Genomic DNA, 23756 nt, shown 5'->3' with positions numbered 1-23756 from the left:
TTCATACATATGCCTTATCCCTGAATTTATTACTATGCAACTTTTTCTTATTATGATTATAATTTTTCTATATCCCCCCTTAACTTAAATATATGACCTTATTGTTCATTTGGTCATTTTTTATAAAATTAAAAGGATTATCTTAGTTTGACAATCCTTTTAGTAAATAAAGTTCAAATAACTCTGCAATTTTTTCTTTTTCTAGCGGTTCGTGATTTTTTTCCCAATCAAAAATAAGCGATACATATAGACGAAGCATAATAAATGCTGTAATTTCTGGATCACATTTGCTAATTTCACCTTTTTCAATCGCAATTTTTAAATACGATTGAATAACAGAAACGATTTCCACATCAACTTGTTGCATCACTTCTTGTACTTCTTTCGTTCCCATATCGCGCTCTTCTTGAATTAATTTAATCATGAGCTGATGTTCTTTTCTAAATTCCAAGATGCTATATAATGCTCTATGTACATTTTCAAAAAATGAAACATCTGAACGAATTGCACTTTCTGCAACTTGCTTCATTTCTGTAATTAAATTAGAAATAATTTCACCAAATAACTCTTCTTTATTTTTGAAAAAAGTATAAATCGTTCCTTTCCCTACATTCGCTAACTTCGCTACTTGATCCATCGTTGTTGCTTTATAACCGAACGCTGAAAAAGACTTTGTTGCAGCCTCAATAATAGAACGTTTTCGATCTATTGCCACATCATCACCTCCAAAAATGACCAATTGGATAATATAGTCAATCAGTACATCTTTGATATTACCACACGCTTACATTCTATACAAGTTCTCTTTTTATTATTTCCAGTATAAAAAAATTTCAGTCAGTGTATATCATACTTTCCATAGTTTATCAGAAGAAAAGAGAAAAGGAAAAGATGTTCTAGAGATATACAGCTAAACCTTACTTCACAACAACAAAATTCCTCTTTTTCAAATAATCAAATAAAAAAACAAGAAAATCTTTACAATTAATAGTAATATAGAAAATAGACAAGTTTATCAAAACAGTGGAGGCTTTTTCAGTCATGATGCGTGCACTTCGTTTAAATATAAAGCAAGCTTTTTGTAGTCGTATTTCTTTAATTATGATGCTTAGTGGATTCGTTCTTATTTGCATTTATCACTATTATTATGTAATTCGTTATTTAGGAAACGCAGCAAATGGTCCTATATCAACAGATTTAAAATGGATTGGATTTCGCGACAATGAAATGGATGTTTATTTATTATTAATGCCAGTTATTGCGAGTTTCCCCTTTAGTACAAGTTACAATTCGGATAAGTCCGATGGTTTTAAACCGTTTGTGAGTAAGGGGATTTCTATATTTCCTTATTCAGTAGCGAAATATATCGTTACTTTTTTTTGCGGAGGATTTCTTTATACACTTCCATTCATCTTATCGTTATTATTTTGCAAATTAACCATTCCAGACGGAACACCTACGGTTGGTTCAGGCATCATAAATGCTGATGGAATGTTCGCAAACCTATATTTTGATGCGCCTCTCACTTACATTGCTGTATATATCGGAATTAATTTTTTATTTGCAGGTTTAATGGCCCTTTTAGGACTTGCTGCATCTGTATGGTCACAAAAAGACTATATGGCAATTCTCTTTCCATTTGCAGCCGCCTCCATTCCGTACGTCCTGCTAAATACAATACTTCCTTCAATAGGCGGAGCACCTTTTCATTTATATGATCCGAAACAACCATTGCAAGGCATGTCACCATATATTTTAATGACGCAATGTGCTTTCTTCCTTTTCGTTAGCTTACTTATGTATATACAAGGAGTAAAGCGGGATAGAAAAAAATATAAAAGAAGACTGCAAAAAAGAGAGCGGTGTAGAAAAGCGTTTCAAGTATAATAAAACCCTAATTTCCTTACTATATTGGAAATTAGGGTTTATTTACTATTCACTTATGGCGTACCTGCCAACCCCCATAAAATAACAACCGCTACAAAATAAATCGCTTTAATACCTACAACTAAACATAATGAAACAATTGCATATTTACTTAATTCTCTTCTTGCACCTATTAAAGTGAAAATAACCGCCAAACTAAATGTTATATAAGAAGCTGCTGTATGTATTAAGTTATACGTAATATCTAGATTGCTTGTAAGTCCTGTTATATCAGCTACAAACTGAAGCATGACGATCGTACTAAAAAAAATTGCAAACTGATTCATTACCTTTCCATTTATTTGTAACTGCATTGTTGTCCTCCTTGTTAAAAACTGAATATTCAATCAATTTTATCATTAGATTACAAAAAAAGGAATCATCTCTTTATACTATTCTATAACGATGCAAAAAAAGAACGCTTAGTCACCTAAGCGTTCCCCACTTTAAGAAGCCTTCTTCAAATCAATTTGAGCAAGTACTGGGTCGTGGTCACTTACACGTCCGTGTTCTTTCATAATGTTTGAGTTTAAGTGTACTGGGTCTACAATTGTGTGCGGTGCGATGTTGTTTGTTACTAAAATATGATCTAACACTTGTGCATTTCCTTCATGAATGTACGTGTAACGATTCTCTTTCGGCACTGTGTTTAACATATCTTTTAAGATTGTTCCCTCTAGTGTTTTTAGTGGTTTAGAGAATTCGAAATCGTTCATATCACCTAACACAACAACTGGTGCATTTGTATTCTTTTTCTGAATTCCTTGCACGAAATAATTTACTTCTTGTGCTAACTGAATTCGTTTGTCTTCACTCTTTAATACGAGCGGCTGCACTTTTCCAAATGGCGTTGCATCTCCTAGTTTTGAGTTTAAGTGATTTGCAACGACAACAATGTTTTGTCCTTGGAACGTAAATTCTGCCGCTAGCGGTTTACGTGTACTTTCAAACAATGGATTTTCGTCTCCAATACGAACAACATTTTTATCAAGTAACTTCGGTACCGTCGCTAATTTCACGCGTGATGGATTATAGAAGAAGCCGACGCGAATATTCGCTCCTGGTGCTCCTCCGTCTTGATTATTGTTTGGAGCGATTTCTACATACTCATACTTCGGCCCACGAATTTCTAGAACTGCATCAATGATACGTTTTGCGCTTAATGACGCATCTGTTGTACCGTCATTAATTGATCCGTTATTATCTTGCATTTCCTCTACACCGATAATATCTGGCATTTTTAAGTTGTATTTAATAGAATACGCTAACGCTTTTACTTTTTCATCTGTTGTTTCTTTTTTATTCGCTGAGAAGTTTTCAATGTTATATGTAGCAACCGTTAACTTATCAAGACGTGGCTGAATATTTGCCCCTACTTGCTTAAATCCACCATCCACTACAGCTGGCAGTTCTGTTATTGGCGAAATACGGAAAGAACCGTAATCATATCCTACTACCCCTGTTATATCTCCAGTAAAAGTATCTCCTACTTTTGCTACATAATCGCGAGGTACTTTTACAGAAAGGCGCTCTGGGTTTAATTGATTTTCATCTAATAGAGGTGTGCCATATTGTGTTACTATTTTATCTCCACCATTTTTTACTGTTACATATAAATTTCCGTTTTTCTGAGGTGTAATAATTTTTGGTGTTGGCATCGTAACACGCATACCTTCTATACTTTCATAGAAGTCAATTGCATCTTCATTTGGATCAAATAAACCAAATGCATCATTATCAATAATCTGGTCCGGGATTTTCACACCGTTTTCCCCAAGTACAATCGGTGCTGGCAAAGATTGATCTTTTGCGATTACAGCAACGCGGCTCGCTTTAATTTCAGTCGTCGTTAAGTCTGTTTCAAATCGCTCTGCATATCCTGGTCCAACATATTCTTCTACTACTCCATCAACTTGAATAAGATCTCCTACTGCTACATTCGCATCTTTTTTATATACGTACATACCTTCTGAAGTAGCTGGATCATTATCTGGCTGATTACCTTCTATATAAAAGCCGTTTTTATCAAGCGCTGTGACAACGCCTTCCACATTGTTTACTTTCTTCCCGTTGTAAGGAGACATATGTGATTTCCCTTGAATGTCATGAATACGAACCTGTTCATTATTTACGATAATAAATGAAAATGTCGAAATTGCTGAAGGAGTAAGTCCTTCTTTTTCTGCGATTGCTTTCACTACACTATTTTCATTCACTACAATTTGTCCATTATAACGAACGCTTTTATTAGTAGGATTAGAGCCATCTAACGTATAGTAGATTGTTGCGTCTTCTGTATTCGTCGTTAATGTTACCGCTGTTCCTTTAGCAACTTCTCCACCGTTCGGTGAAGCTACTACATCGCTAACACGGTTTTGTCCTTCACCTTGAAACTTATAAGCTGTTACTGATTTTAGACCTGGGTTACTAAAATATAATTCAAGGGTCCCAGTCAAACTAACTTTCTTCCCGATATTTTCAGGGTGATCTTTTACATTCACTGCCGTTCTCACATCACCTTTCGGTAACTGAACGGGCATGATTTTGTCTGGATTCGTTTCGTTTGGCGAATCTGCAATTGCTACGTTTGTATCATCAAACTTAGCTGGATCCTTCGTATATTTAGAAGAACTTTGCGTATATCCAACAATATATCCTTCTACTATCCCCTTCGTTTTCCCTTGCTGCTTAAATACTTGAATTGCTTTTTCTACTGACATAGAAGCAGTTTCTTCTGCTTGCGCTAAAGTTCCAGTAAATGAAAGCAATAGCAAGAATGATAAAAAGACACTTAACAATTTCTTCACAGCCATTTTCCTCTCTCTATTTCATATTTTCTCAGCATTTCTATCATAACAAATGATTCGTTATATAGAACTATATTTCGACAAATTTTACAAAAGATTTATTTAATTTACAAGCTTTCAAACTATAATACAAAATAATAATTTTACACCTTCTACAAATACACTCTATAATGTTAGAGAGAGAAAACAGAAAATACCGACATTTAATTGGCATGTAAAATGGATTCATTTGAATAGGAGTGATTGGATGGAAGTGCAAACAGAAACATACCGCGCAGCTATGAATGGAACATTAGAACGTCATTTTTCAGATATGATTGCCGTTATACCAACTAGAATTACAATTGAGCAGTTAAAACAGCGACTAGAAACGATCGCTACTAAAGTTGATGATTTAAAAATTGTTTATAGTGATGAGACAAGCCTTATTGTTGAATTACATATGGGTGAAACAGTCATACCGTATGAACTGCATATTGATGAACCGAACGATCCAGAAGGATATAAAATGTACAATAGACAAGATGCTACAATCGTAGATCGTAATTTTGAAGATGCAGCTTTCGGCACTGAAATTTTCACTCGTACGCTATTTGTAGGCGATGTACTGGACTGCTTTTTCCAGCAGTTACAGTTCTTATGGAATCTCGCCCCAGATTTGTTATTTGTAATCGATTCAAGTGCAGCAATGAAAGTGATATCTAGAAGCTATATTGAATATCACGTTGAAAATGAATTATTACCTGACATTCCTGACTTATACGTTATTCATTCCGTTTATGAAGACGATAAAGACGGTGAGCCTACGCAATATTGGTTTCATACACATGGTCTTTTAAGAGCAGGCGTAACTGAAATAGAGTTAATTATTCCAAATCGCATTTCTTCCTACTACGGCATTAGCGATCTCTTTCAAACATTTGCTAATAATGCCGTTGAGAATGGACAAGTCCCTATGAATGAGCCTATCGTTATCGCGCATAGTCAGCAAGGTTCTATACATACAGTCGCTGTTCCGTGGGAAAAAGGATTATCTTATATAGGGCATAAAACGAGTATGGACCAATTATCTTCAATCGAAGATGAGGAAGTGAAACTACAACCAATAGATGCACAAAATACATTCTTAGGCGGAATGGATGCCCGAGATGAATACCATCAATCTCCATCCGTTCTCTTATTCAAATTTAATACTTCAGAAGAATATATTGAAAGTTTTTTCAAAGAACACGAGGAAGCTACAGGGCTCATGTTCTATAAAACAAATAGTGAAACCGATCGTATGGCTTACAATGCGAAAAATACTTTTGGGTATTTCAGCAACATTTTTCACATTGAACAATCAAATGAAGATTTTCGTTTCCTTGCTAAGTTTGGTGTCTCCTACGAAGAAGGAAAAAGTGAACATATGTGGTTTGAAATGCAAAACATTACGGAAGATTTCATTCAAGGAATACTCATTAATGAACCATATTTCATAGAAGATATGAGTGAAGGAAATAGTTATCATTTAGATTTTGATAACTTAACAGAGTGGGTTATTTATGCAGGAGATGCTGTTATAAAGCCAAATAACTTATATATGTTTATTGGCGAATAAGTATTTTATATAATAAACGAAACGCCTTCAATATGATTGAAGGCGTTTCTTATAATTTATTGTGCGATTAATTCAGCATCTATTACTTTCTCCAAATGAGATAATACACGCTTTGCAGCTTCCTCACCTTGATTAATACAGTCTGGAAGTCCAGCGCCAGCATAGGAGCTGCCTGCCAAGTATATACCTGGCAACTCTTTCTCCATAAATGTTGTGAGCTGTTTCATTCGCTCGTTATGGCCTACTGTATATTGAGGCATCGCTTCTTTCCAGCGACTTACGATTGTAAACTCTGGATCCTCTGTAATATCCATCGTCTTCTTTAAATCTTCTAGTACGAGCTGAACGAGTTCTTCTTCAGTTTGTTCTACAACCGCTTCATCACCAGCACGTCCAACGTAACAGCGAAGGAGTGTTTTTCCTTCTGGCGTTGTATGCGGCCATTTTTTATGCGTCCACGTACATGCTGTAATGGTGTAATCGCTATTTCGTGATACGACAAATCCTGTACCATTAATATCGCGCTGGATTGCAGACTTTTGGAAAGCAAGTGCCACATTCGCAACGGATGTGGATGGAATATTACGGAAGAAACGAAACTGCTTGTACTGAGCAAACATGGACGGCAATACTTTATGCGAAGTTGCCACTACGATGGCGTCCGCTTCTATTTCTTTTCCGTTACTAAGAGTAATTGTATAACCATCACCCTGTTTTGCAACTTTTTCAATGCGAGTTCCCTTTATTATCGTACCTTCATGCATCTTTGCTTCGAGAGATTTTACGATAGATTCTAAACCTGTTTTCACTGTTTGGAACATTCCCTTTTTCGGTTCAGCTTTCTCTTCTTTCGGAGCGAGCGTACGCATACCGAGTGAAATACTGCGATATTTCTGCTCAATCTGATACATTTGCGGGAATGTTGACATTAAGCTCATTTCATCAATATCCCCTGCATAAATACCCGATAGTAACGGTTCTATTAAGTTTTCAACCACTTCGTTTCCAAGACGATGTCTGAAAAATTGTCCGAGTGATTGGTCAGATACTGGCTTTGACCTCGGCATTAATAGATCAAAACCAGCTCTTAGTTTACCAATTGGGGAGAACAGCCCGGAAAATAGAAACGGCGTAATTTGCGTTGGAATTCCCATCATTGATCCATTCGGCATTTTATGTAACCGATTGTTTACGAGGATAAATGATTGACCGGCTTGATTATTTACAAGTTCATCGCCAAGACCTAATTCTTTCACTAATCTTGCTGCACTTTCTTTTCGTGCTAAGAAAGAATCCGGTCCGCGCTCAATTGTAAATCCATCTTTTCGAACGGTTTGAATTTTTCCGCCAAGTTTACCCGATGCTTCTATAAGTAATGTATCAATCGGCAAGTTTTTTTCATGAATATTTTTTTGTAAGTTATACATTGCTGTTAATCCAGTGATGCCTCCGCCGACGATCACAACTTTTTTCCTCAAGCAGGCTCCCCCTTTCTTCTTACAGTACAGATTCTTTTTTCTTTAATACAACATCTGTTAAACAATCAATAAATGCGTCCGATGCATTTGGCATTTCTGGACGATAATATTTCGCACCAATTTCATCCGTTACAACTTTACACTCAAAGTCGTTGTCATATAAAACTTCTAAATGTTCCGCAACAAATCCAACTGGTGCATATACGAATGAAGTATAACCGTGCTTTTCATTTAGTTCTCTCGTTAAATCTTGTACATCTGGACCAATCCAAGGATCTGGTGTGTTTCCTGCACTTTGCCAACCTACTGCATAGTTTGCTACTTCAGCTCCGCGCGCGATATAATCCGCTGTTTCATTTAATTGATCTGGATATGGATCGCCCATTGCAATAATTTTCTCTGGTAAGCTATGTGCAGATACGATTAATACTGCTTTTTCACGCTCTGCATCTGACATACCGTTATATATGCCTTTCACTGCATCAACCCAGTATTGGATGAATTTTGGCTCTTTATACCAGCTATCAATGCCGTGAATTGTTAAGTTTCCAAGTTTCTCAGCTTCTTCTTGTGCTCGTCCAACGTATGATTTCACGCTAAACGTAGAATAGTGAGGTGCAAGAACAAGTGCGATTGCATCTTGTATTCCGTCGTTATGCATATCTTTCACCGCATCTTCAATAAACGGTTCAATATGTTTTAAGCCAAGATACATATGGTACTCTACTTCATCTTGTACTTCATTTAAACGCTTCTCTAACTTCTTAGCTTGCTCTAATGTAATAGTAGCTAAAGGAGAAATACCACCAATTGCACGGTAACGCTCTGTTAAATCTTCTAGCATTTCAGGACTTGGCTTTCTTCCTCTGCGAATATGTGTATAGTAACGTTCAATATCTTCTTCTTTATATGGCGTTCCGTATGCCATTACAAGCAAACCAATTTTCTTTTTCATACAGCAATTCTCCTTTACTTCGCTAACTGCCCTTTAGAGTATTCATGAATAAATGTAGTTAAACGTTTTAATGTATCCGGATTTACTTCTGGGAATACACCGTGACCTAAGTTAAAGATATAACCCGGCTGTTTCATCCCTTGATCTAAAATACCTTTTACATGTTCTTCAATAACAGACCATGGTGCAAGTAAGAATGAAGGGTCCATATTACCTTGTACCGCCTTATGAACGCCACGTGCACGTGCTTCTTCAATCGGTAAGCGCCAGTCTAAGCCGACTACATCAAGCGGTAAGTCGTGCCACTCATTCACTAAGTGTGCAGCTCCTACGCCGTGCATAATCATCGGTACACCCATCTTACGAACTTCTGCAAAAATACGCTCCATTGCTGGTTTAATAAATACGCGATAATCTGCTACATTTACTGTTCCAACCCAAGAATCGAAAATTTGAACTGCTTTTGCTCCTGCGTTTATTTGCGCTTTTAAATATGTAATAACCATATCTGCTAGTTTATCCATTAAAGCGAACCAAGCTTTTGGCTCTGCATACATGAACGCTTTCGTATTATGGTAGTTACGAGATGGACCGCCTTCAATCATATAGCTCGCTAATGTAAATGGAGCTCCTGAAAAACCGATTAACGGTACGTCTAACATTTCTGTCGTTAATAAACGAATTGTATCTAGTATGTACGGTACGTCATCTTCTGGATTGATTTCCCCTAGTTTTTCTACGTCTTGTAAAGAACGGATTGGATTATCAATAACTGGGCCAATACCTGATTTAATTTCTACATCCACACCAATTGCAGGTAGTGGTGACATAATATCTTTATAAAGAATTGCTGCGTCTACGTTATACTGATCAACCGGCAATTTTGTAACGTAAGCACATAACTCTGGATTATGTGTAATTTCAAATAAAGAATACTTTTCTTTAATCTTTCTATATTCCGGCTGTGAACGACCTGCTTGACGCATATACCATGCTGGTACATAATCGGTACGTTCCCCCCTACATGCTTTTAAAAATGTCTCATTTATAGTTCTTACCAAGACCCTTGCTCCCTTCCTTACCAATGCTTCGAATACGTTCGATATTTATCTTTTTTTACTATACAGCTTGTAAAAACAAAATGCATAATATTATGTACGTTGTTCATTAAATTGACACAAACATTCTTAAAAACGCTTACTATTTTCACAACATTCTTATTATAACACAGAGAAAAACTATGGTTTAGCTACTTTTGACTTTTCTCCTTCACGATTCGTTTGTGTATTATATGGTACAACGTAAAAGCTCGGTTTTGAAAATATGTTAACGAACTTTTCCTCATATTCCCCAGCACCATTTACAGTGCTAACATGTGTATGAATTCCGTTCTCCACTCTATAGATTCGGTACATAATTCTGTTATCTGGAAGTGGCGTCCAACTTAATTTTGCTTTAAATAAACCGAAAGGGCTAAATGATAGTTTCATTTTTACATCTTCAATTTTGCGCAGTCGAATCGGAGCGCCGATTGTTTCCACACCTTCAGGCTTCATAAACTTCTCTTTATGTTCTACATTAGCCTTCGTTAAAATTTTCTTAAACAATTTTGTCGCAGATGCACTTTCTCCTTGCAACTGATGCTCCTTATCCGTACGGTCATAACCAATCCAAACAGCGCCTACTAAGTTAGGTGTATAGCCGACGAACCACATATCTCTTGCTCCCTTATCGTCATTTGGCAATGAAGTTGTACCCGTTTTTCCAGCTAACGCACCGTTATATACACCAGCTCTCGCTGTTCCTTCCTTCACAACTCCTTCTAACATTTTCGTCATATACCATGCTGTCTGCTTCGAGAAGATTTTCGTCTCTACTTTTGGAGATTCCCCAATGACTGCACCGTGTCTATTCAATACTTTATCAATAACGTGCGGCTCAATAATATTTCCATTTGCTAAAAATGAACGATACATTTTTACAAGATCAAATGTTGAAACGCCATTTTTTAGTCCCCCAAGCGCTGTACTTAAACCAGCATCTGCAATATGGACATTTCCTTTTTCTAAATATTGCTTTCCTTCTTCTACCCCTAACTCATTTAATAAAGAAACTGCCGGTACGTTTGCCGACTCTAAAATCGCATCATACATCGTCATTTCTTTTGAATACTCATGATTATAATTTCGAGGTTCATACCCTTCAAAAGAATTTCTTTCATTCGTTAATAAAGAATACGGATTATACTTTTTCGTTTCTAGTGCTGGTGCATAAACGATAAGTGGTTTTAAAACAGATCCGGGCTGCCTTTTGGCAAAAACACGATTAAATCCTCTCGGGACGTACTTTCTTCCCCCAATCGCCGCTTTAATCCCTCCCGTACGATTATCCATTAATAAGAAAGCACCTTGCGCCCCTTCTTCTTTCCCAGGAAAATTCCTTGCATCTTGAAACTGGTTATATGCTACCTTTTGAATCTTTTCATCCATAGGTACGACAAACGTATATCCTCCGCGAAGTACTTCTTGATGAGACAACCCGTATAAACGAGCGGCTTCATCTATGACCATATCAATATACGGCATATATGCAAGCTCATTCTCATCTAAATTTTTATATAGAGCAATTGTCTTCCCTTGATAACGAACGCTTTCTTCTGCAGTCAAATAGCCTTGTTTATGCATAAGTGACAATACTAGATCGCGGCGTTCCTTACTCTTCTCTGCAGAATAGTATGGTGAATATCCGTTTGGTGACTTCGGAAGGCCTGCAAGCATTGCCCCTTCCTCTACTGTTAAATCCTCAACATTTTTATTAAAATATAACTTTGCTGCTGCTTGAATACCGTAAGCCCCATGACCAAAATAAATATGATTCATATACATTTCAAGAATTTGTTGCTTCGTATATTTTTGCTCTAATTGAAGAGAAATTGCGACTTCCTTCAATTTGCGCGTAAATGTTTTTTCACGAGTTAAAAAGACGTTTTTAGCGAGTTGCTGCGTAATGGTACTACCGCCCTCTACCTTCTCTCTAGCTAACGTATCTTTATAAAGAGCACGGAATATAGACGGATAATCAATCCCTTGATGCTCATAAAAACGAGAATCTTCCACCGCAACAAACGCCTGCTGCACATACTTCGGAATTTGCTCGATCGGTACGAGGTCTCTATTTTCTACATATAATTTCGTAATTTCTTTCCCTTTCTGGTCAACGATACGTGATGAAGAGTGGAAAACGAGCTGCTTTTCATCCATCATATAGCCACCAGCTAACACGATAAGTTTATAGAGTACAATCGCTACTACGAACGTTGCGACGCCGCCTAATAAAGTCCACTTTACTTTCTTCATACATCGTCCTTCTTTCCAAATGATGGTACATTTATTATTTGAAAAAGAAGTATCTTTATGTATATAATCTTCGAAGTTTTTTAAGAGAGTTGATATAATAGAAACAAACTAGTAAGGGGGCATTAAAATGAAGGCTATTATTTCATACGAAACACCTCTAGAACAAGCACATTTCACTGACAAAAAATAATGAAAAAGATATGTTTTATAAAGAAAATACAGGAGAATTAGTAGAAGGTTCACTTCAGTATGACGTACTAGATGCTGTCGGTGAATTCAAAGGACAACCTGGCTATATCGTTTGTAACAACATTTCTGTAACAGACGAAGGTCGCTCTGTATTTGAAAACCGCTTTAAAAACCGCGCAGGCCTTATCGAAAACGAACCAGGATTCCAAGCGATCCGCGTTCTACGCCCATTAAGTAACGATACATATGTCATCTTAACGATGTGGGAAACAGAGCAAAACTTTAAAGACTGGACAGAATCACGTTCATTCGAAAACGCTCATAAAAAACGTCCCACGCAAGTAGAAGGAAAACCTCAGACTCAAGCGCATCCACATGCGGAACAGCAAAAGAGTATTTTCTCTCGCCCTTCTTTTGTGACTACTTTTGATGTGTTAGTTTAATTTTTTTGAGTTTGGATTTCGGAAACCACGGTATGTGAAATTATATCGGCGATTCTTCGAATATATCAGCGCAACTCGAATTATATCAGCGTTTTTCTGAATATATCAGCGCAACTCGAATTATATCAGCGATTCTTCGAATATATCGACTTATCGACAAATCATGACACAAAAAGGAAACACCATTACACACCGGTGTTTCCTTTTTCTTTGTACCAATTATATATACGAAGTGAATCTTTTTTTCTCATATGCTTTACTTCATAACCCCGCCCCGCTACCGCTACAAGAGTTGTACATAATTCATCCTTTCTTTGAAAATACGATTGATTATAACCTACTGCTTGAACATGTCTTCTTCGCATTATTCCTGTATATTTCGAAAAATTACGATATACAACCGTTAGTTGATTTTCTCTTAATTCATAACCGCCACTTTTATATCTAGCATACGCAAGTAACGAAAACACGATAAATAACGGTAAAATAAAAAACAACGCAATATATTGTTTTAAATATATACTTACGCTAACAATTAGAACTGTGAGTATGATACTTATTAACCAGCCCATAATGAAATAACGACGCAACGCTGTTTTTGGTAAGTGAGCGATCTCCGCTTCAATTTCATAAGGTAACTCTAAATCTGTGAGCAGGTGCTGTACATCTTTTTTCTTCATAAAAGGATGCAGCATCACTTCATTACTTGCTGCTCCAATACTGTGAATTGCTTCCACTTCAATAGCGCAATAACCAAATGGCTGGCGAAGCATACATTCTTTTACAGTAATCGCTTGAATTCGGTGCAATTTTAAGACAAACTCTTTCTTTTCAAATAACCCTTGAACGATACGAATTTCTTCCCCTTTTCGCTCAATTTTAAAGTTTGCATATTTCAACACATATCCAGCCGTGGAAATAATCCATGAAATTGCCATTAAAATTAATGCTATTACAATTAGTTTATAAACACCGTTTCCCATCACATACGCTTCTACTTTACTTGTGAATCCTTCAGGAAGAACAAAATCAAACTTTGTGTAAAGAAGTACCAGTCCAGAAAACACTAGTCCGAACCGACCAGATGTAATCGCTGCTGCTAAAACCTCTTTCGCTGTTAACTGATAAATCGTCTTGCTTTCTTCCTCTTCTATTTCTTCTTTTACAGTAGTTTCTTTCTTATGTAATAAAGAGATTAAATGTTTTGCCTCGTCTTCTTTAATACCAGCCAACATCACTTCTGGTTCACTACCACCACCCGCTACTTCTATATTTAACTTCATAAGTCCAAGCATCTGATAAATGACGTTAGAAGACGTACTAACATTTTGCACACGTTCTTTATTTAAATAACTTTCCTTCTTTACAAAAACACCGTGCTTTATATGTAAAATATTATTCTCAATCCAGTACACTTTAAAATACCATTTAATTGCTGAAAAAATAGCCATGATGAATAAAACAACCAGAAGGAAAAGATAAAATAAATACCAAGGTTCCACTTGTTCATCAGGTTTAAATAAAACAAGAATAATAAGTGGCAACAAACTCGCAACTCTAATACCTAACAATATCGTAATCGGATGTTGCCTCTTATACATCCTTATCACTCACTTTCGCAAGTTCTCCAATTTGTCTTTTTAGCTGTTCTGCTTCTTCTTTCGTTAAACCTGGAATACTATGAGAAGTTGCGGCTGTTGAAATGTGTAATTCTGCTAAATTATACTTTCTCATGATCGGCCCTTGCTCAATCGTTACGTGCTGCACACGGATCATCGGAATAAGTACGCGTTTTACAACGAACATTCCCTTTTGAATCTCAATCTCTTCTTCATTTAATCTGTAACTATAATAGCGCTGACGCAAATTTGGAAACACAAAATAATCAAGTGGAATAAATGTAATAGCTCCTGTTACTAATAGTCCAAACAACCAGCCCCACCAGTTAAAGTTAATCATAAAAAAGAAATACGCAATTACGACTGTTAGTATAACTGCCGCCCCAATTAAAGCGTGAATTCGCCACACTTTCAGCATATTAAAATGAATCTCTCTTTCTAACGGCTGCATCTCATCACTCCAATTCTATGAATTTATTACTTATATATTATCAAAAATAAGATTTCATATACATTTTTGTAAATTTATAGTCAAATAATAACATTTGAATCAAAAGCATATTAAAGAAAAACATACCTCAGTTTTGAAAATTATATATTATAAATATGAATTATATTATTGAACTAAAATAAACCTTACATGATTCATGTAAGGTTTATCGTTTTATACACAATATATTTCATTATTGTTGAGATATACTAGCATCGCTTTCAATTCGCTTTTCTTTTTGGCTCAGTTTTTTATCTTTAGATTTTTTTAATGTTAAAGTCATACCAATAAAAATAAAAAGAATTCCTGTTATTTGCATTAAAGTTGGACGGAATCCAGTAAGTACAGTATCTAATAATATTGCCACTGCCGGATCCAAAAAAACTAATATTGAGATTGTTTTTGTAGATAAATAGCGTAAACTATCAAAAAACAGATAATATACTATCCCTGTGTGAATAAAACCAGTAGCTATAATATATGTCCAATTACTTTGAGTGAGGCCACTAAAAGCATCTAAATCTATAAATGGTATTAAAAGAAATATCCCCAAGAATGTTTGTAAAAATGTCATTGCATACGCACTCATTTTGTTAATCCCTTTACCAAATAAAGTTGTAAATGCATAAAAGAGAGCTGCAAGAAATCCCCATATCATACCTGAAGACATTAATGAACCGACAGAGAAACTTCCATCGATACCAGCAATTAATAAAGCTCCTGCAAAACACACAATTATTGAAATGATAGATATGAATGTTAATTTTTCTTTAAAGACGATACTTCCAATTAACAGTACAATTACTGGTGCAAGATGATAAACCGAGATAGCAATTGTAACTGACATATTTTCAAAGGCTTTAAATAAGAAAACCCAATTAAATACTAAGAAAAAGCCACATATTAAAACTTGAATAACTTCTTTTCGTTCCCATTTATCTTGTTTATATTGCCCTGTAAGCAACCAGCATACACTTAAAAATATTGTCGCAAAAATACACCTTACAAACACTAATTCAAACGAAGGTAAGTTTGTTTGAACTGAAAAAAATCCAACTGATCCAAAGATAACCATTGATGCTATCATCTTTAAAGCCGGTACCGTTTTCTCTTGCTTAAAACTTTTTTGAAGCAAATTAATCCCCCTCCAATAAAAACTCGGTTTATAGTGAGAAAAACACCAGCCTAAAAAAGGACAGGTGCTTTTCCTCAAAAACACTCAATTATAAATTTTTCCCAGCAGTCCAACCACCATCAATTACAAAATTAGAACCAGTAATAAAGCGGGCCTGATCAGAAATCAAGTACTCAATACATGAAACAATATCCTGCGGCAACCCCCAAGTATCTAAAGATTGATTACTTTTTATCATAGACATCAAGGCTGTATTACTAAAGTATTCTTCTGTAAGTTCAGTTCTAATAACACCGGGAGAAATGCTATTCACCCTTATATTTTGCTTTCCAAATTCCATAGCCATCTGTTTAGTCAATCCGATTAAAGCATGCTTTGATGCAACATAAGCAGCTCGCTCTGGTTCAGCCATTAATCCAGAAACCGATGCTATATTCACAATACAACCTTTTATTTTCGATTCACACCATCGCTTAGCTACTTCCCTAGAAAGGATAAATGGGGCTACTAAATTTACATCAATTACTTTTTTAAACATATCATCGGATAAATGTAAAACAGGTGTTATCTCTCGAATACCAGCTGCATTTATTAATATATCAGGAGAAAGCTTTTCTAAATCTAATTGAGTAAAAAGATTATGAATCGCTTCGCTATTACTTAAATCAATTTGCACTACTTTCAAAGGCATATCTGTTTTCATATAATCTATTAAGTTATTATTATTAATATCAAGCGCTATTACATGAAATGATTTTTCTAAAAAGTATTTTATACAAGCATGACCTATACCGCTATTGGCTCCAGAAATCATAATTATTTTATTCTCTCTCATTTTGTCTCCTTATAAGAAAATGTTACTAATAAAATATCACGAAAAGCCTCCGTACTACATTCTGTTCCAAGTGGCGTTACGGCATGGAAGACCTTTTGTCCAAATACTAAAGTTTCTAAAGGCTCCTTCAAACTTATAAACTGATTAATTTCCCGAGGAGAATTAGCTATTAAATTATCTCCACCAATAGCTGTATTACTTAAATTCATAAGGTGTAAAAACACTACTGGTTCATCATCTTTATGTAACCAAATAGGTGAACTAAAAGATGGTCTTTCTTTAGTAGCTTTATATCTTACTTGATGTAAACCTATAATTAAGTCTTTACTTGTATCTATTATATTTGTTTTAAATGCAAATTCAGTATCAAAGCGCACGATATTTTGAATTAAAGGATTACATAAAAAGCTATCATTTATGCTATTGAACTGTCTAACTTTCCCGCCATCGTCATAGTTATATTCTTTAGATTGGAAGTAATCATTACTATTATCTAAAATATACTCTGGTGAATCAACATACTTTATATACCTTGAATAAGATCTAGCACGACATTCACCGTATGCATCATCTTCCAAATTATAATAATCTAACTGTGCTTGTGTTAATAGACGATGATTCTCTTCCTCTTGTAAAAAGATTTCATTTGAAATTTCAAGGAATCCTTTAGATTCAAATTCATGTACCTTTTCTTCTATGCTAAAGCCACTCATTTTACTAAGAACAAACGTCATTATAAAAACCTCCACACTATTGTATTTTTCTATCTCACCCTATGTTAGAAATGCAATAAGTAACCGAGATTCTTGCTTAATAAAATTAAAAATTATGATATTCGATTAATACACCAAATGAAATATACGTAATTCATTAAAATTATTTATTAAGCAATATTATATATCCTTTCGGGTATTTTTTCTAATTATCTGAAGATTTATCAACATTAGTCTTAATATTCAAAAATAAAGAAATAGATTTTTCAGAAAGATAAAACTGCGCGTATTGCAATTATTTATGTATATAACTTTTTTTAAAATTATATTTTAAATATAGCTAGTTTTTTATAAATTTTTTGATATAATTACATACGGGAAAAGGGAAGAACTTTGTCTTCCCTTGTGTTTTTATTTGCATCTAGTACTTTTGCTAGATGCTTTTTTTATGCTAAAAAAGGTATCCTCAAATACTTTGAGGATACCTTTTCACCTTTATTATCTCTGCTGTTTTCTACCTAATATGAGTAATCCAAAACTCATCATTACAAGAAGTGCTCCCATATATGGTTCCACAGGCATTTTCTGCCCTGTCTTCGGTAATTCTTTTTCAGGTTTCTCTGGATTCGGTGTCCCAGGCTTTTCTGGATCTGGTGTCCCAGGTTTTTCTGGATTCGGTGTTCCAGGCTTTTCTGGATTCGGTGTTCCAGGTTTCTCCGGATCTGGTGTCCCAGGTTTCTCCGGATTCGGTGTTCCAGGCTTTTCTGGATCTGGTGTTCCAGGTTTTTCTGGATCTGGTGTTCCAGGTTTTTCTGGATCTGGTGTTTCTGGGCCTGGTGGCGCTAAATGATTCAATTTGTTTAATACTTCTAATTGAACTGCATTTATCATTCCATTTGTAATTTCAAATGGAATTGGATTAGTTAATTTTTCATATCCTTTTGGTGCTTCTACTTCTACTAGTGTGTAGTTACCTACAGATAGATCTGTGATTTTTGCCTTTCCATCTTTATCTGTTGTTACTTTCACTACTACTTTTCCCTTTTCATCATGAACCTCAAACACAGCTCCTGATAAGACTTCCTTGCTTTCAGCGGCCATTTTTGTAATCTCCACTGAACCTTTGTCTAACTGTTCATTCTCTACTTTCAATGATAAGACTTTTGTCATACCTTTTGTAATTTCGAATGATACTGGTTCCGTTAACTTTTTGTAACCTGGTAAGCTCTTCGTCTCTACTAATTTGTATTTTCCTACTGATAGATCTGAAACGTTTGCTTTTCCTTCTTTATCCGTCGTTACTTTCGCAACTACTTTTCCTTTTGAGTCACGTACTTCAAATACAACATTTTCTAATGGTGCTTTACTGTCTTTATCTATTTTTGTGATTTCTACATTCCCCGTATCTACCATTTCATTTTCTACAGTGAACGCTAAAGATTTTGTCATACCTTTTGTAATTTCAAATGGTACAGGCTTTTCTAATTTTTTGTAGCCTGGTAAACTCTCTACTTCTACTAGCATGTACTTTCCTACTGATAAATCTGAAACTGTTGCTTTTCCAGCTTTATCTGTCGTTACTTTCGTTACTACCTTGCCTTTGTCGTCTTGTACTTCAAAGACTACACCTGCTAACGGTGCCTTATTATCTTTATCTATTTTTGTAATTTCTACATTTCCCGTATCTACCATTTCATTTTCTATGTTTAATGATAGAACTTCTGTCATACCCTTTTTAATTTCGAATGATACTGGCTCTGTTAGTTTTTTGTAGCCTGGTAAGCTCTCTTTCTCTACTAATTTGTACTTTCCTACAGATAAGTCTGAGATTTTTGCTTTACCATTTTTATCTGTTTTTACTTCCGTTACTACTTTTCCTTGTTCGTCTTGCACTTCGAAGACTACGTCTTCTAATACTTTTTGACTATCTTTATCCACTTTTGTGATTTCTACTGAGCCTTTGTCTACTAGTTCATTCTCTACTTTTAGTGATAAGACTTCTGTCATACCTTTTTTGATTTCAAATGATACTGGTTTCGCTAGTTTTTTATATCCTGGTAAGCTCTCTACCTCTACTAGCTTATATTTTCCTACTGATAAATCAGCAATCTTTGCTTTTCCTTCTTTATCTGTCGTTACTTTTGTTACTACTTTGCCTTTTTCATCTTGTACTTCGAAGACTACACCTGCTAATGCTTTTTGACTATCTTTATCTACTTTTGTAATCTCTACTGAGCCTTTGTCTAACTGTTCATTCTCTACTTTTAATGATAAGACTTCTGTCATACCTTTTTTGATTTCGAATGATACTGGCTCTGTTAGTTTTTTGTAACCTGGTAAGCTTTCTTTCTCTACTAATTTGTACTTTCCTACAGATAAGTCTGAGATTTTTGCTTTACCATTTTTATCTGTTTTTACTTCCGTTACTACTTTTCCTTGTTCGTCTTGCACTTCGAAGACTACGTCTTCTAATACTTTTTGATTATCTTTATCTACTTTTGTGATTTCTACATTTCCCTTGTCTAACATTTCGTTTTCTACTGTTAAAGCAAGAGATTTTGTCATGCCTTTTTCAATTTGGAAAGTAATCGGATCTACTAATTGTTTATATCCTTTTGGTGCTTTTACTTCTACTAACTTGTATGTGCCGACTGATAAATTAGTAACTTGTACTTGTCCTTTTTTATCTGTCGTTATTTTAGCGACTACTTGTCCTGCTTCATCTTGAATTTCAAAGACTGCATCAGCTAAAGCATCTTTATTTTCTTTATCTACTTTTGTAATTTCTACATTTCCTGTATCCACTAATTCATTTTCTACTGTTAGCTTTAGCGCTGTTACTCTACCCTTTTCAATTTCAAATGAAATTGGCTTTTCTAGTGGTTTGTATCCTGCCGGTGTTTCTACTTCTACCAACTCATACTTCCCGATAGATAAATCTGAAACGTTTGCTTTTCCTTCTTTATCCGTTGTTACTTTCGCAACTACTTTCCCTTTTAAATCACGTACTTCAAATACAACATTTTCTAATGGTGCTTTACTATCTTTATCTATTTTTGTTATCTCGACATTCCCTGTATCCACCATTTCATTTTCTACTTTTAATGATAGTACTTCGGTCATGCCTTTTTTGATTTCAAATGATATTGGTTTTTCTAATTTTTTATAACCAGGTAAACTTTCTACCTCTACTAATTCATACTTTCCTACAAGTAAATCTGAAACATTTGCTTTTCCATCTTTATCTGTCGTTACTTTTGTAACTTCATTACCCTTTTCATCTTGGACGATGAATGTTACTCCCGCTAACGGTGCTTTATTATCTTTATCTATCTTTGTTATCTCTATATTTCCCGTATCTACCATTTCATTTTCTATTTTTAATGATAGAACTTCGGTCATGCCTTTTTTGATTTCAAATGATACTGGATCTGTTAGTTTCTTATAGCCTGGTAAACTTTCTTTCTCTACTAATTTGTACTTTCCTACTAATAGATCTGAGATTTTTGCTTTACCATCTTTATCTGTTTTTACTTCCTTTACTACTGTTCCAGCTTCATCTTGCACTTCAAAAACTACGCCTTTTAATGCTTTTTTGCTGTCTTTATCTATTTTTGTAATTTCTACTGAACCTTTATCTAACTGTTCATTTTCTACTTTCAACGATAGGACTGTTGTCATACCTTTTTTAATTTCGAATGATACTGAATCTGTTAGCTTTTTGTAGCCTGGTAAACTTTTCGTCTCTACTAATTTGTACTTCCCTACTGATAAATCAGAGATTTTTGCTTTACCATCTTTATCTGTTTTTACTTCTGTTACTACTTTTCCTTGCTCATCTTGCACTTCGAAGACTACGCCTTCTAATACTTTTTGACTATCTTTATCTATTTTTGTAATTTCTACTGAGCCTTTGTCTAACTGCTCGTTTTCTACTTTTATTGCTAAAGCTTTTGTCATACCTTTTTTTATTTCAAATGGTACTGGTTCTGTTAGCTTTTTATAACCTGGTAAGCTTTTCGTCTCTACTAATTTGTACTTTCCTACTGATAGATCTGAAACATTTGCTTTTCCATCTTTATCTGTTACTACTTTTCTTACTACTTCATCTTTCTCATCTTGGACTTCAAATTCGACACCCGCTAATACTGCTCCGTTTTCTTTGTCCACTTTTGTAATTTCTATATTACCTTTGTCTACCATTGCATTTTCCACTTGTATTGGGAATATGCCGTCCCCTGTTACACTTACTTCGAACTCTGTTTCTTTTAATTGGTAGCCTTCAGGCGCTTTCGTTTCTTTTAAAATATATTTTCCTAGTGCTAACGGTTTAGAGATTGCCTTACCATCTTTATCTGTAACAATATGTTCGACTACTACACCGTCTTTTACTATATCAAACTCTGCATTTGCTAATGGTTTTTCACCATTTTCCGAATCAATTTTCTTTATTTCAATTTGACCCTTTTGCACAGTATTTTTAATTTCAATTGTTTTTGTTTCTCCAGCTTGAAGTGTAACCTCTACTGGGCTTGTTAATTTTTGATATCCTTCTGGTGCTACTGTTTCATAAACTTTATACGTCCCAGGAGCTAAAGTTTGAGGTACTGAAAAACCTTTTTCGTCCGTTGTCAGTTTTGCAACAACTTCATTTGCACTATTTCGAACTTCAAATTCGGCACCTTTCAACCCTTTGTTCGGATTCTCAGAATCTATTTTATGAAGCGATACTGTACCATCTTTTGGAGCTTCAGGCGGTGTAATAGTTACTTCTTTTGATGTTAATGTTTTATCATCAAAATGTAATTCCGCTTTATTAGGAATCTTCTTCTCTACGTAAGAAGATAAGTCTGCATTATTTTTAATTTTCGCCTTGATACTAAGATTAATTATCTGGTCTTCATATGACTTATAATCAAAATTCTCACCAAACGTAAATGTTACTTCACTTCTTTGTTTATCTATATTTAACGTCCCTTTAGAAGTAATATCTTGGCCATTTTTATCATACACTTTTGCCTCTAATACTTCTAAAACATCTTCTAAATCATCACTAATTACCATAGATGTGTATTTAGGAGGATCGTTCGGTATATGTGTACCAACTTGGTATTGAATAACTTGATCCATTTGTGTTAGCTGCTCATTCTCTACAAGCTTGCCATTCTCATCAACTATATTTTTTTCAATGCTAGGTGGATTATTGTCACCTGAACCGGATCCTCCCCCACCACTCACAAATACTTGTCCTACTTTTTCTTCAGTTTTAATATTTTTACCTTCTAATTTCACAGTATTTTTATGAGGTTTTGCAGCAGGATTTGTAACCTTTGTTTTATATCTTAAAATATAGCCTTTTGAACTGTCTGGAAATTCAATTGTAAATCCAGTCTTTGTTGCATTTATTTTAATGTTAGATAAATTTGCTGGCTTAATATTTGTTGGTGCATAACCATCTTCAAATACAGCCTCTTCTAATACTACGCTGTCTGTAATTAACTCATGCCCAGGTCCTAATGTATCTGTTAATTTAAGATCTTGCATTTCTGTTCCAGTTGCATTTACATATACAAGCCAATCAGCAATAGACGGATCTTCTTGATTATAAGAACCCCATTTCAATAGATTTTCCGTATTGGGTTGTGGCTTCGGTCTCTCTGTCGTATTACTTACATTTACTTCTTTATTTACGATTTGACCATCAACGTTAAATTCTAATGGAATTTCTTTAACACCATCATATGCTTCTAGACCAAAGTAGAATTCTACGAATAAAGAACCTTTAATGTTGTTCTTTCCTTCTACGTAATCACCCATAGTACACGTTAATAGACCCTTTTTCATCTCACATGTACCAACTGTTTTTCCTTCAGCATCTTTTAAAGGAAAACTCATATTCATAAGGTCTTTTCGAAACTCTTTTGGCATATCAATTGTGAATTGATCTCCACTTTTTATTTTTTCTTTAGCTGACCACTTCACTTCTACTTTCATACCATCTGAGGCTTGATATGGTTCAGATGTCGTGCCATCAGTACGGGAAATATTAATTTCGTCCACTGGACTTTTCATAACAGCAGCTTGAATAACTGGAGCCCACACATTCAGCACTGAAAATAATACTAGAAAAACTAATGAAACCATTGAAATATGTCTTTTAGTACTTTTCATTTGCATAGTTCCCTCCTAAATTTTTATATTTATATAACA

The 23756-nt window shown here is 35.0% G+C and carries 15 protein-coding genes and 1 pseudogene; 3 read left to right on the top strand and 13 right to left on the bottom strand.

The features are described from left to right. Nucleotides 1–142: 142 nt before the first annotated feature. Nucleotides 143–715, bottom strand: a complete 573-nt coding sequence (locus tag HMPREF1014_RS17440) for a TetR/AcrR family transcriptional regulator (RefSeq protein ID WP_000963381.1) — start codon at nucleotides 713–715, stop codon at nucleotides 143–145. Between the two features lie 326 nt (nucleotides 716–1041). Here HMPREF1014_RS17440 and HMPREF1014_RS17435 point away from each other — a divergent pair, with 326 nt between their 5' ends. Further along, a complete protein-coding gene (locus HMPREF1014_RS17435) occupies nucleotides 1042–1887 on the top strand; it encodes a hypothetical protein (RefSeq protein ID WP_000984174.1) in 846 nt (281 codons plus the stop codon). Nucleotides 1888–1940: 53 nt separating this feature from the next. On the opposite strand, the gene HMPREF1014_RS17430 is transcribed toward HMPREF1014_RS17435, so the two are convergent. Further along, nucleotides 1941–2240: a hypothetical protein gene (locus HMPREF1014_RS17430; RefSeq protein ID WP_001176849.1), complete on the bottom strand. Its 300-nt coding sequence runs from the start codon at nucleotides 2238–2240 to the stop codon at nucleotides 1941–1943. Nucleotides 2241–2372: 132 nt separating this feature from the next. Continuing rightward, nucleotides 2373–4739: a DUF6359 domain-containing protein gene (locus HMPREF1014_RS17425; protein WP_000279272.1), complete on the bottom strand. Its 2367-nt coding sequence runs from the start codon at nucleotides 4737–4739 to the stop codon at nucleotides 2373–2375. Between the two features lie 241 nt (nucleotides 4740–4980). Between HMPREF1014_RS17425 and HMPREF1014_RS17420 the strand changes: the two genes are divergently transcribed. After that, nucleotides 4981–6333 carry a DUF4026 domain-containing protein gene (locus HMPREF1014_RS17420; RefSeq protein WP_000453718.1) on the top strand — a complete coding sequence of 451 codons (1353 nt, stop codon included), beginning with the start codon at nucleotides 4981–4983 and terminating at the stop codon, nucleotides 6331–6333. A 56-nt stretch (nucleotides 6334–6389) separates the two neighbouring features. Here HMPREF1014_RS17420 and hemY read toward each other — a convergent pair whose 3' ends face one another. The 4 genes from hemY to HMPREF1014_RS17400 all read right to left on the bottom strand — a co-directional run bounded on the left by hemY (nucleotide 6390) and on the right by HMPREF1014_RS17400 (nucleotide 12122). Next, nucleotides 6390–7811: a protoporphyrinogen oxidase gene (hemY, locus tag HMPREF1014_RS17415; protein WP_001228106.1), complete on the bottom strand. Its 1422-nt coding sequence runs from the start codon at nucleotides 7809–7811 to the stop codon at nucleotides 6390–6392. 19 nt (nucleotides 7812–7830) lie between these two features. Beyond that, nucleotides 7831–8766: a ferrochelatase gene (gene hemH, locus HMPREF1014_RS17410; RefSeq protein WP_000726775.1), complete on the bottom strand. Its 936-nt coding sequence runs from the start codon at nucleotides 8764–8766 to the stop codon at nucleotides 7831–7833. A gap of 14 nt (nucleotides 8767–8780) precedes the next feature. Then, nucleotides 8781–9827 (bottom strand): uroporphyrinogen decarboxylase, encoded by a 1047-nt coding sequence (hemE, locus tag HMPREF1014_RS17405; protein WP_000252605.1) that lies wholly within the window; start codon nucleotides 9825–9827, stop codon nucleotides 8781–8783. 177 nt (nucleotides 9828–10004) lie between these two features. Then, complete coding sequence (locus HMPREF1014_RS17400) at nucleotides 10005–12122, bottom strand: transglycosylase domain-containing protein (protein ID WP_000756294.1); 2118 nt, start codon at nucleotides 12120–12122, stop codon at nucleotides 10005–10007. Nucleotides 12123–12249: 127 nt separating this feature from the next. Here HMPREF1014_RS17400 and HMPREF1014_RS17395 point away from each other — a divergent pair. After that, nucleotides 12250–12754, top strand: a pseudogene (locus HMPREF1014_RS17395) (antibiotic biosynthesis monooxygenase family protein). Between the two features lie 185 nt (nucleotides 12755–12939). Here HMPREF1014_RS17395 and HMPREF1014_RS17390 read toward each other — a convergent pair. From HMPREF1014_RS17390 to HMPREF1014_RS17365, 6 genes are all read right to left on the bottom strand, one after another. Beyond that, complete coding sequence (locus tag HMPREF1014_RS17390; RefSeq protein ID WP_000278147.1) at nucleotides 12940–14355, bottom strand: PH domain-containing protein; 1416 nt, start codon at nucleotides 14353–14355, stop codon at nucleotides 12940–12942. Next, complete coding sequence (locus HMPREF1014_RS17385) at nucleotides 14348–14824, bottom strand: PH domain-containing protein (protein ID WP_001182698.1); 477 nt, start codon at nucleotides 14822–14824, stop codon at nucleotides 14348–14350. The genes HMPREF1014_RS17390 and HMPREF1014_RS17385 overlap by 8 nt, the downstream gene beginning before the upstream one ends. 232 nt (nucleotides 14825–15056) lie before the next feature. Then, entirely contained in the window at nucleotides 15057–15998 is a 942-nt protein-coding gene (locus HMPREF1014_RS17380; protein ID WP_000939625.1) for a DMT family transporter, read from the bottom strand. 88 nt (nucleotides 15999–16086) lie between these two features. Further along, nucleotides 16087–16833, bottom strand: coding sequence for an SDR family NAD(P)-dependent oxidoreductase (locus tag HMPREF1014_RS17375; protein WP_001208941.1), 747 nt, complete (start codon nucleotides 16831–16833; stop codon nucleotides 16087–16089). Beyond that, entirely contained in the window at nucleotides 16830–17567 is a 738-nt protein-coding gene (locus tag HMPREF1014_RS17370) for a 2OG-Fe dioxygenase family protein (protein ID WP_000144822.1), read from the bottom strand. Before HMPREF1014_RS17370 ends, HMPREF1014_RS17375 begins: the two co-directional genes overlap by 4 nt. Before the next feature lie 477 nt (nucleotides 17568–18044). Then, nucleotides 18045–23723 carry a SpaA isopeptide-forming pilin-related protein gene (locus tag HMPREF1014_RS17365; RefSeq protein ID WP_001178121.1) on the bottom strand — a complete coding sequence of 1893 codons (5679 nt, stop codon included), beginning with the start codon at nucleotides 23721–23723 and terminating at the stop codon, nucleotides 18045–18047. Nucleotides 23724–23756 lie beyond the last annotated feature (33 nt).

This window comes from Bacillus sp. 7_6_55CFAA_CT2 (assembly GCF_000238655.1).
GTDB lineage: Bacteria > Bacillota > Bacilli > Bacillales > Bacillaceae_G > Bacillus_A > Bacillus_A cereus.
Note: the sequence above shows the minus strand (reverse complement) of the source record. Positions and strands in the feature narration are given on the sequence as shown.

What these genes read in the sequence shown, in the direction of transcription:
- HMPREF1014_RS17365 (WP_001178121.1), bottom strand. Translation starts at nt 23,723, where the DNA reads ATGCAAATGAAAAGTACTAAAAGACATATTTCAATGGTTTCATTAGTT.
- HMPREF1014_RS17400 (WP_000756294.1), bottom strand. Translation starts at nt 12,122, where the DNA reads ATGAAGAAAGTAAAGTGGACTTTATTAGGCGGCGTCGCAACGTTCGTA.
- HMPREF1014_RS17435 (WP_000984174.1), top strand. Translation starts at nt 1,042, where the DNA reads ATGATGCGTGCACTTCGTTTAAATATAAAGCAAGCTTTTTGTAGTCGT.
- hemH (WP_000726775.1), bottom strand. Translation starts at nt 8,766, where the DNA reads ATGAAAAAGAAAATTGGTTTGCTTGTAATGGCATACGGAACGCCATAT.
- HMPREF1014_RS17430 (WP_001176849.1), bottom strand. Translation starts at nt 2,240, where the DNA reads ATGCAGTTACAAATAAATGGAAAGGTAATGAATCAGTTTGCAATTTTT.
- HMPREF1014_RS17425 (WP_000279272.1), bottom strand. Translation starts at nt 4,739, where the DNA reads ATGGCTGTGAAGAAATTGTTAAGTGTCTTTTTATCATTCTTGCTATTG.
- HMPREF1014_RS17375 (WP_001208941.1), bottom strand. Translation starts at nt 16,833, where the DNA reads ATGAGAGAGAATAAAATAATTATGATTTCTGGAGCCAATAGCGGTATA.
- HMPREF1014_RS17390 (WP_000278147.1), bottom strand. Translation starts at nt 14,355, where the DNA reads ATGTATAAGAGGCAACATCCGATTACGATATTGTTAGGTATTAGAGTT.
- HMPREF1014_RS17370 (WP_000144822.1), bottom strand. Translation starts at nt 17,567, where the DNA reads ATGACGTTTGTTCTTAGTAAAATGAGTGGCTTTAGCATAGAAGAAAAG.
- HMPREF1014_RS17420 (WP_000453718.1), top strand. Translation starts at nt 4,981, where the DNA reads ATGGAAGTGCAAACAGAAACATACCGCGCAGCTATGAATGGAACATTA.
- HMPREF1014_RS17385 (WP_001182698.1), bottom strand. Translation starts at nt 14,824, where the DNA reads ATGCAGCCGTTAGAAAGAGAGATTCATTTTAATATGCTGAAAGTGTGG.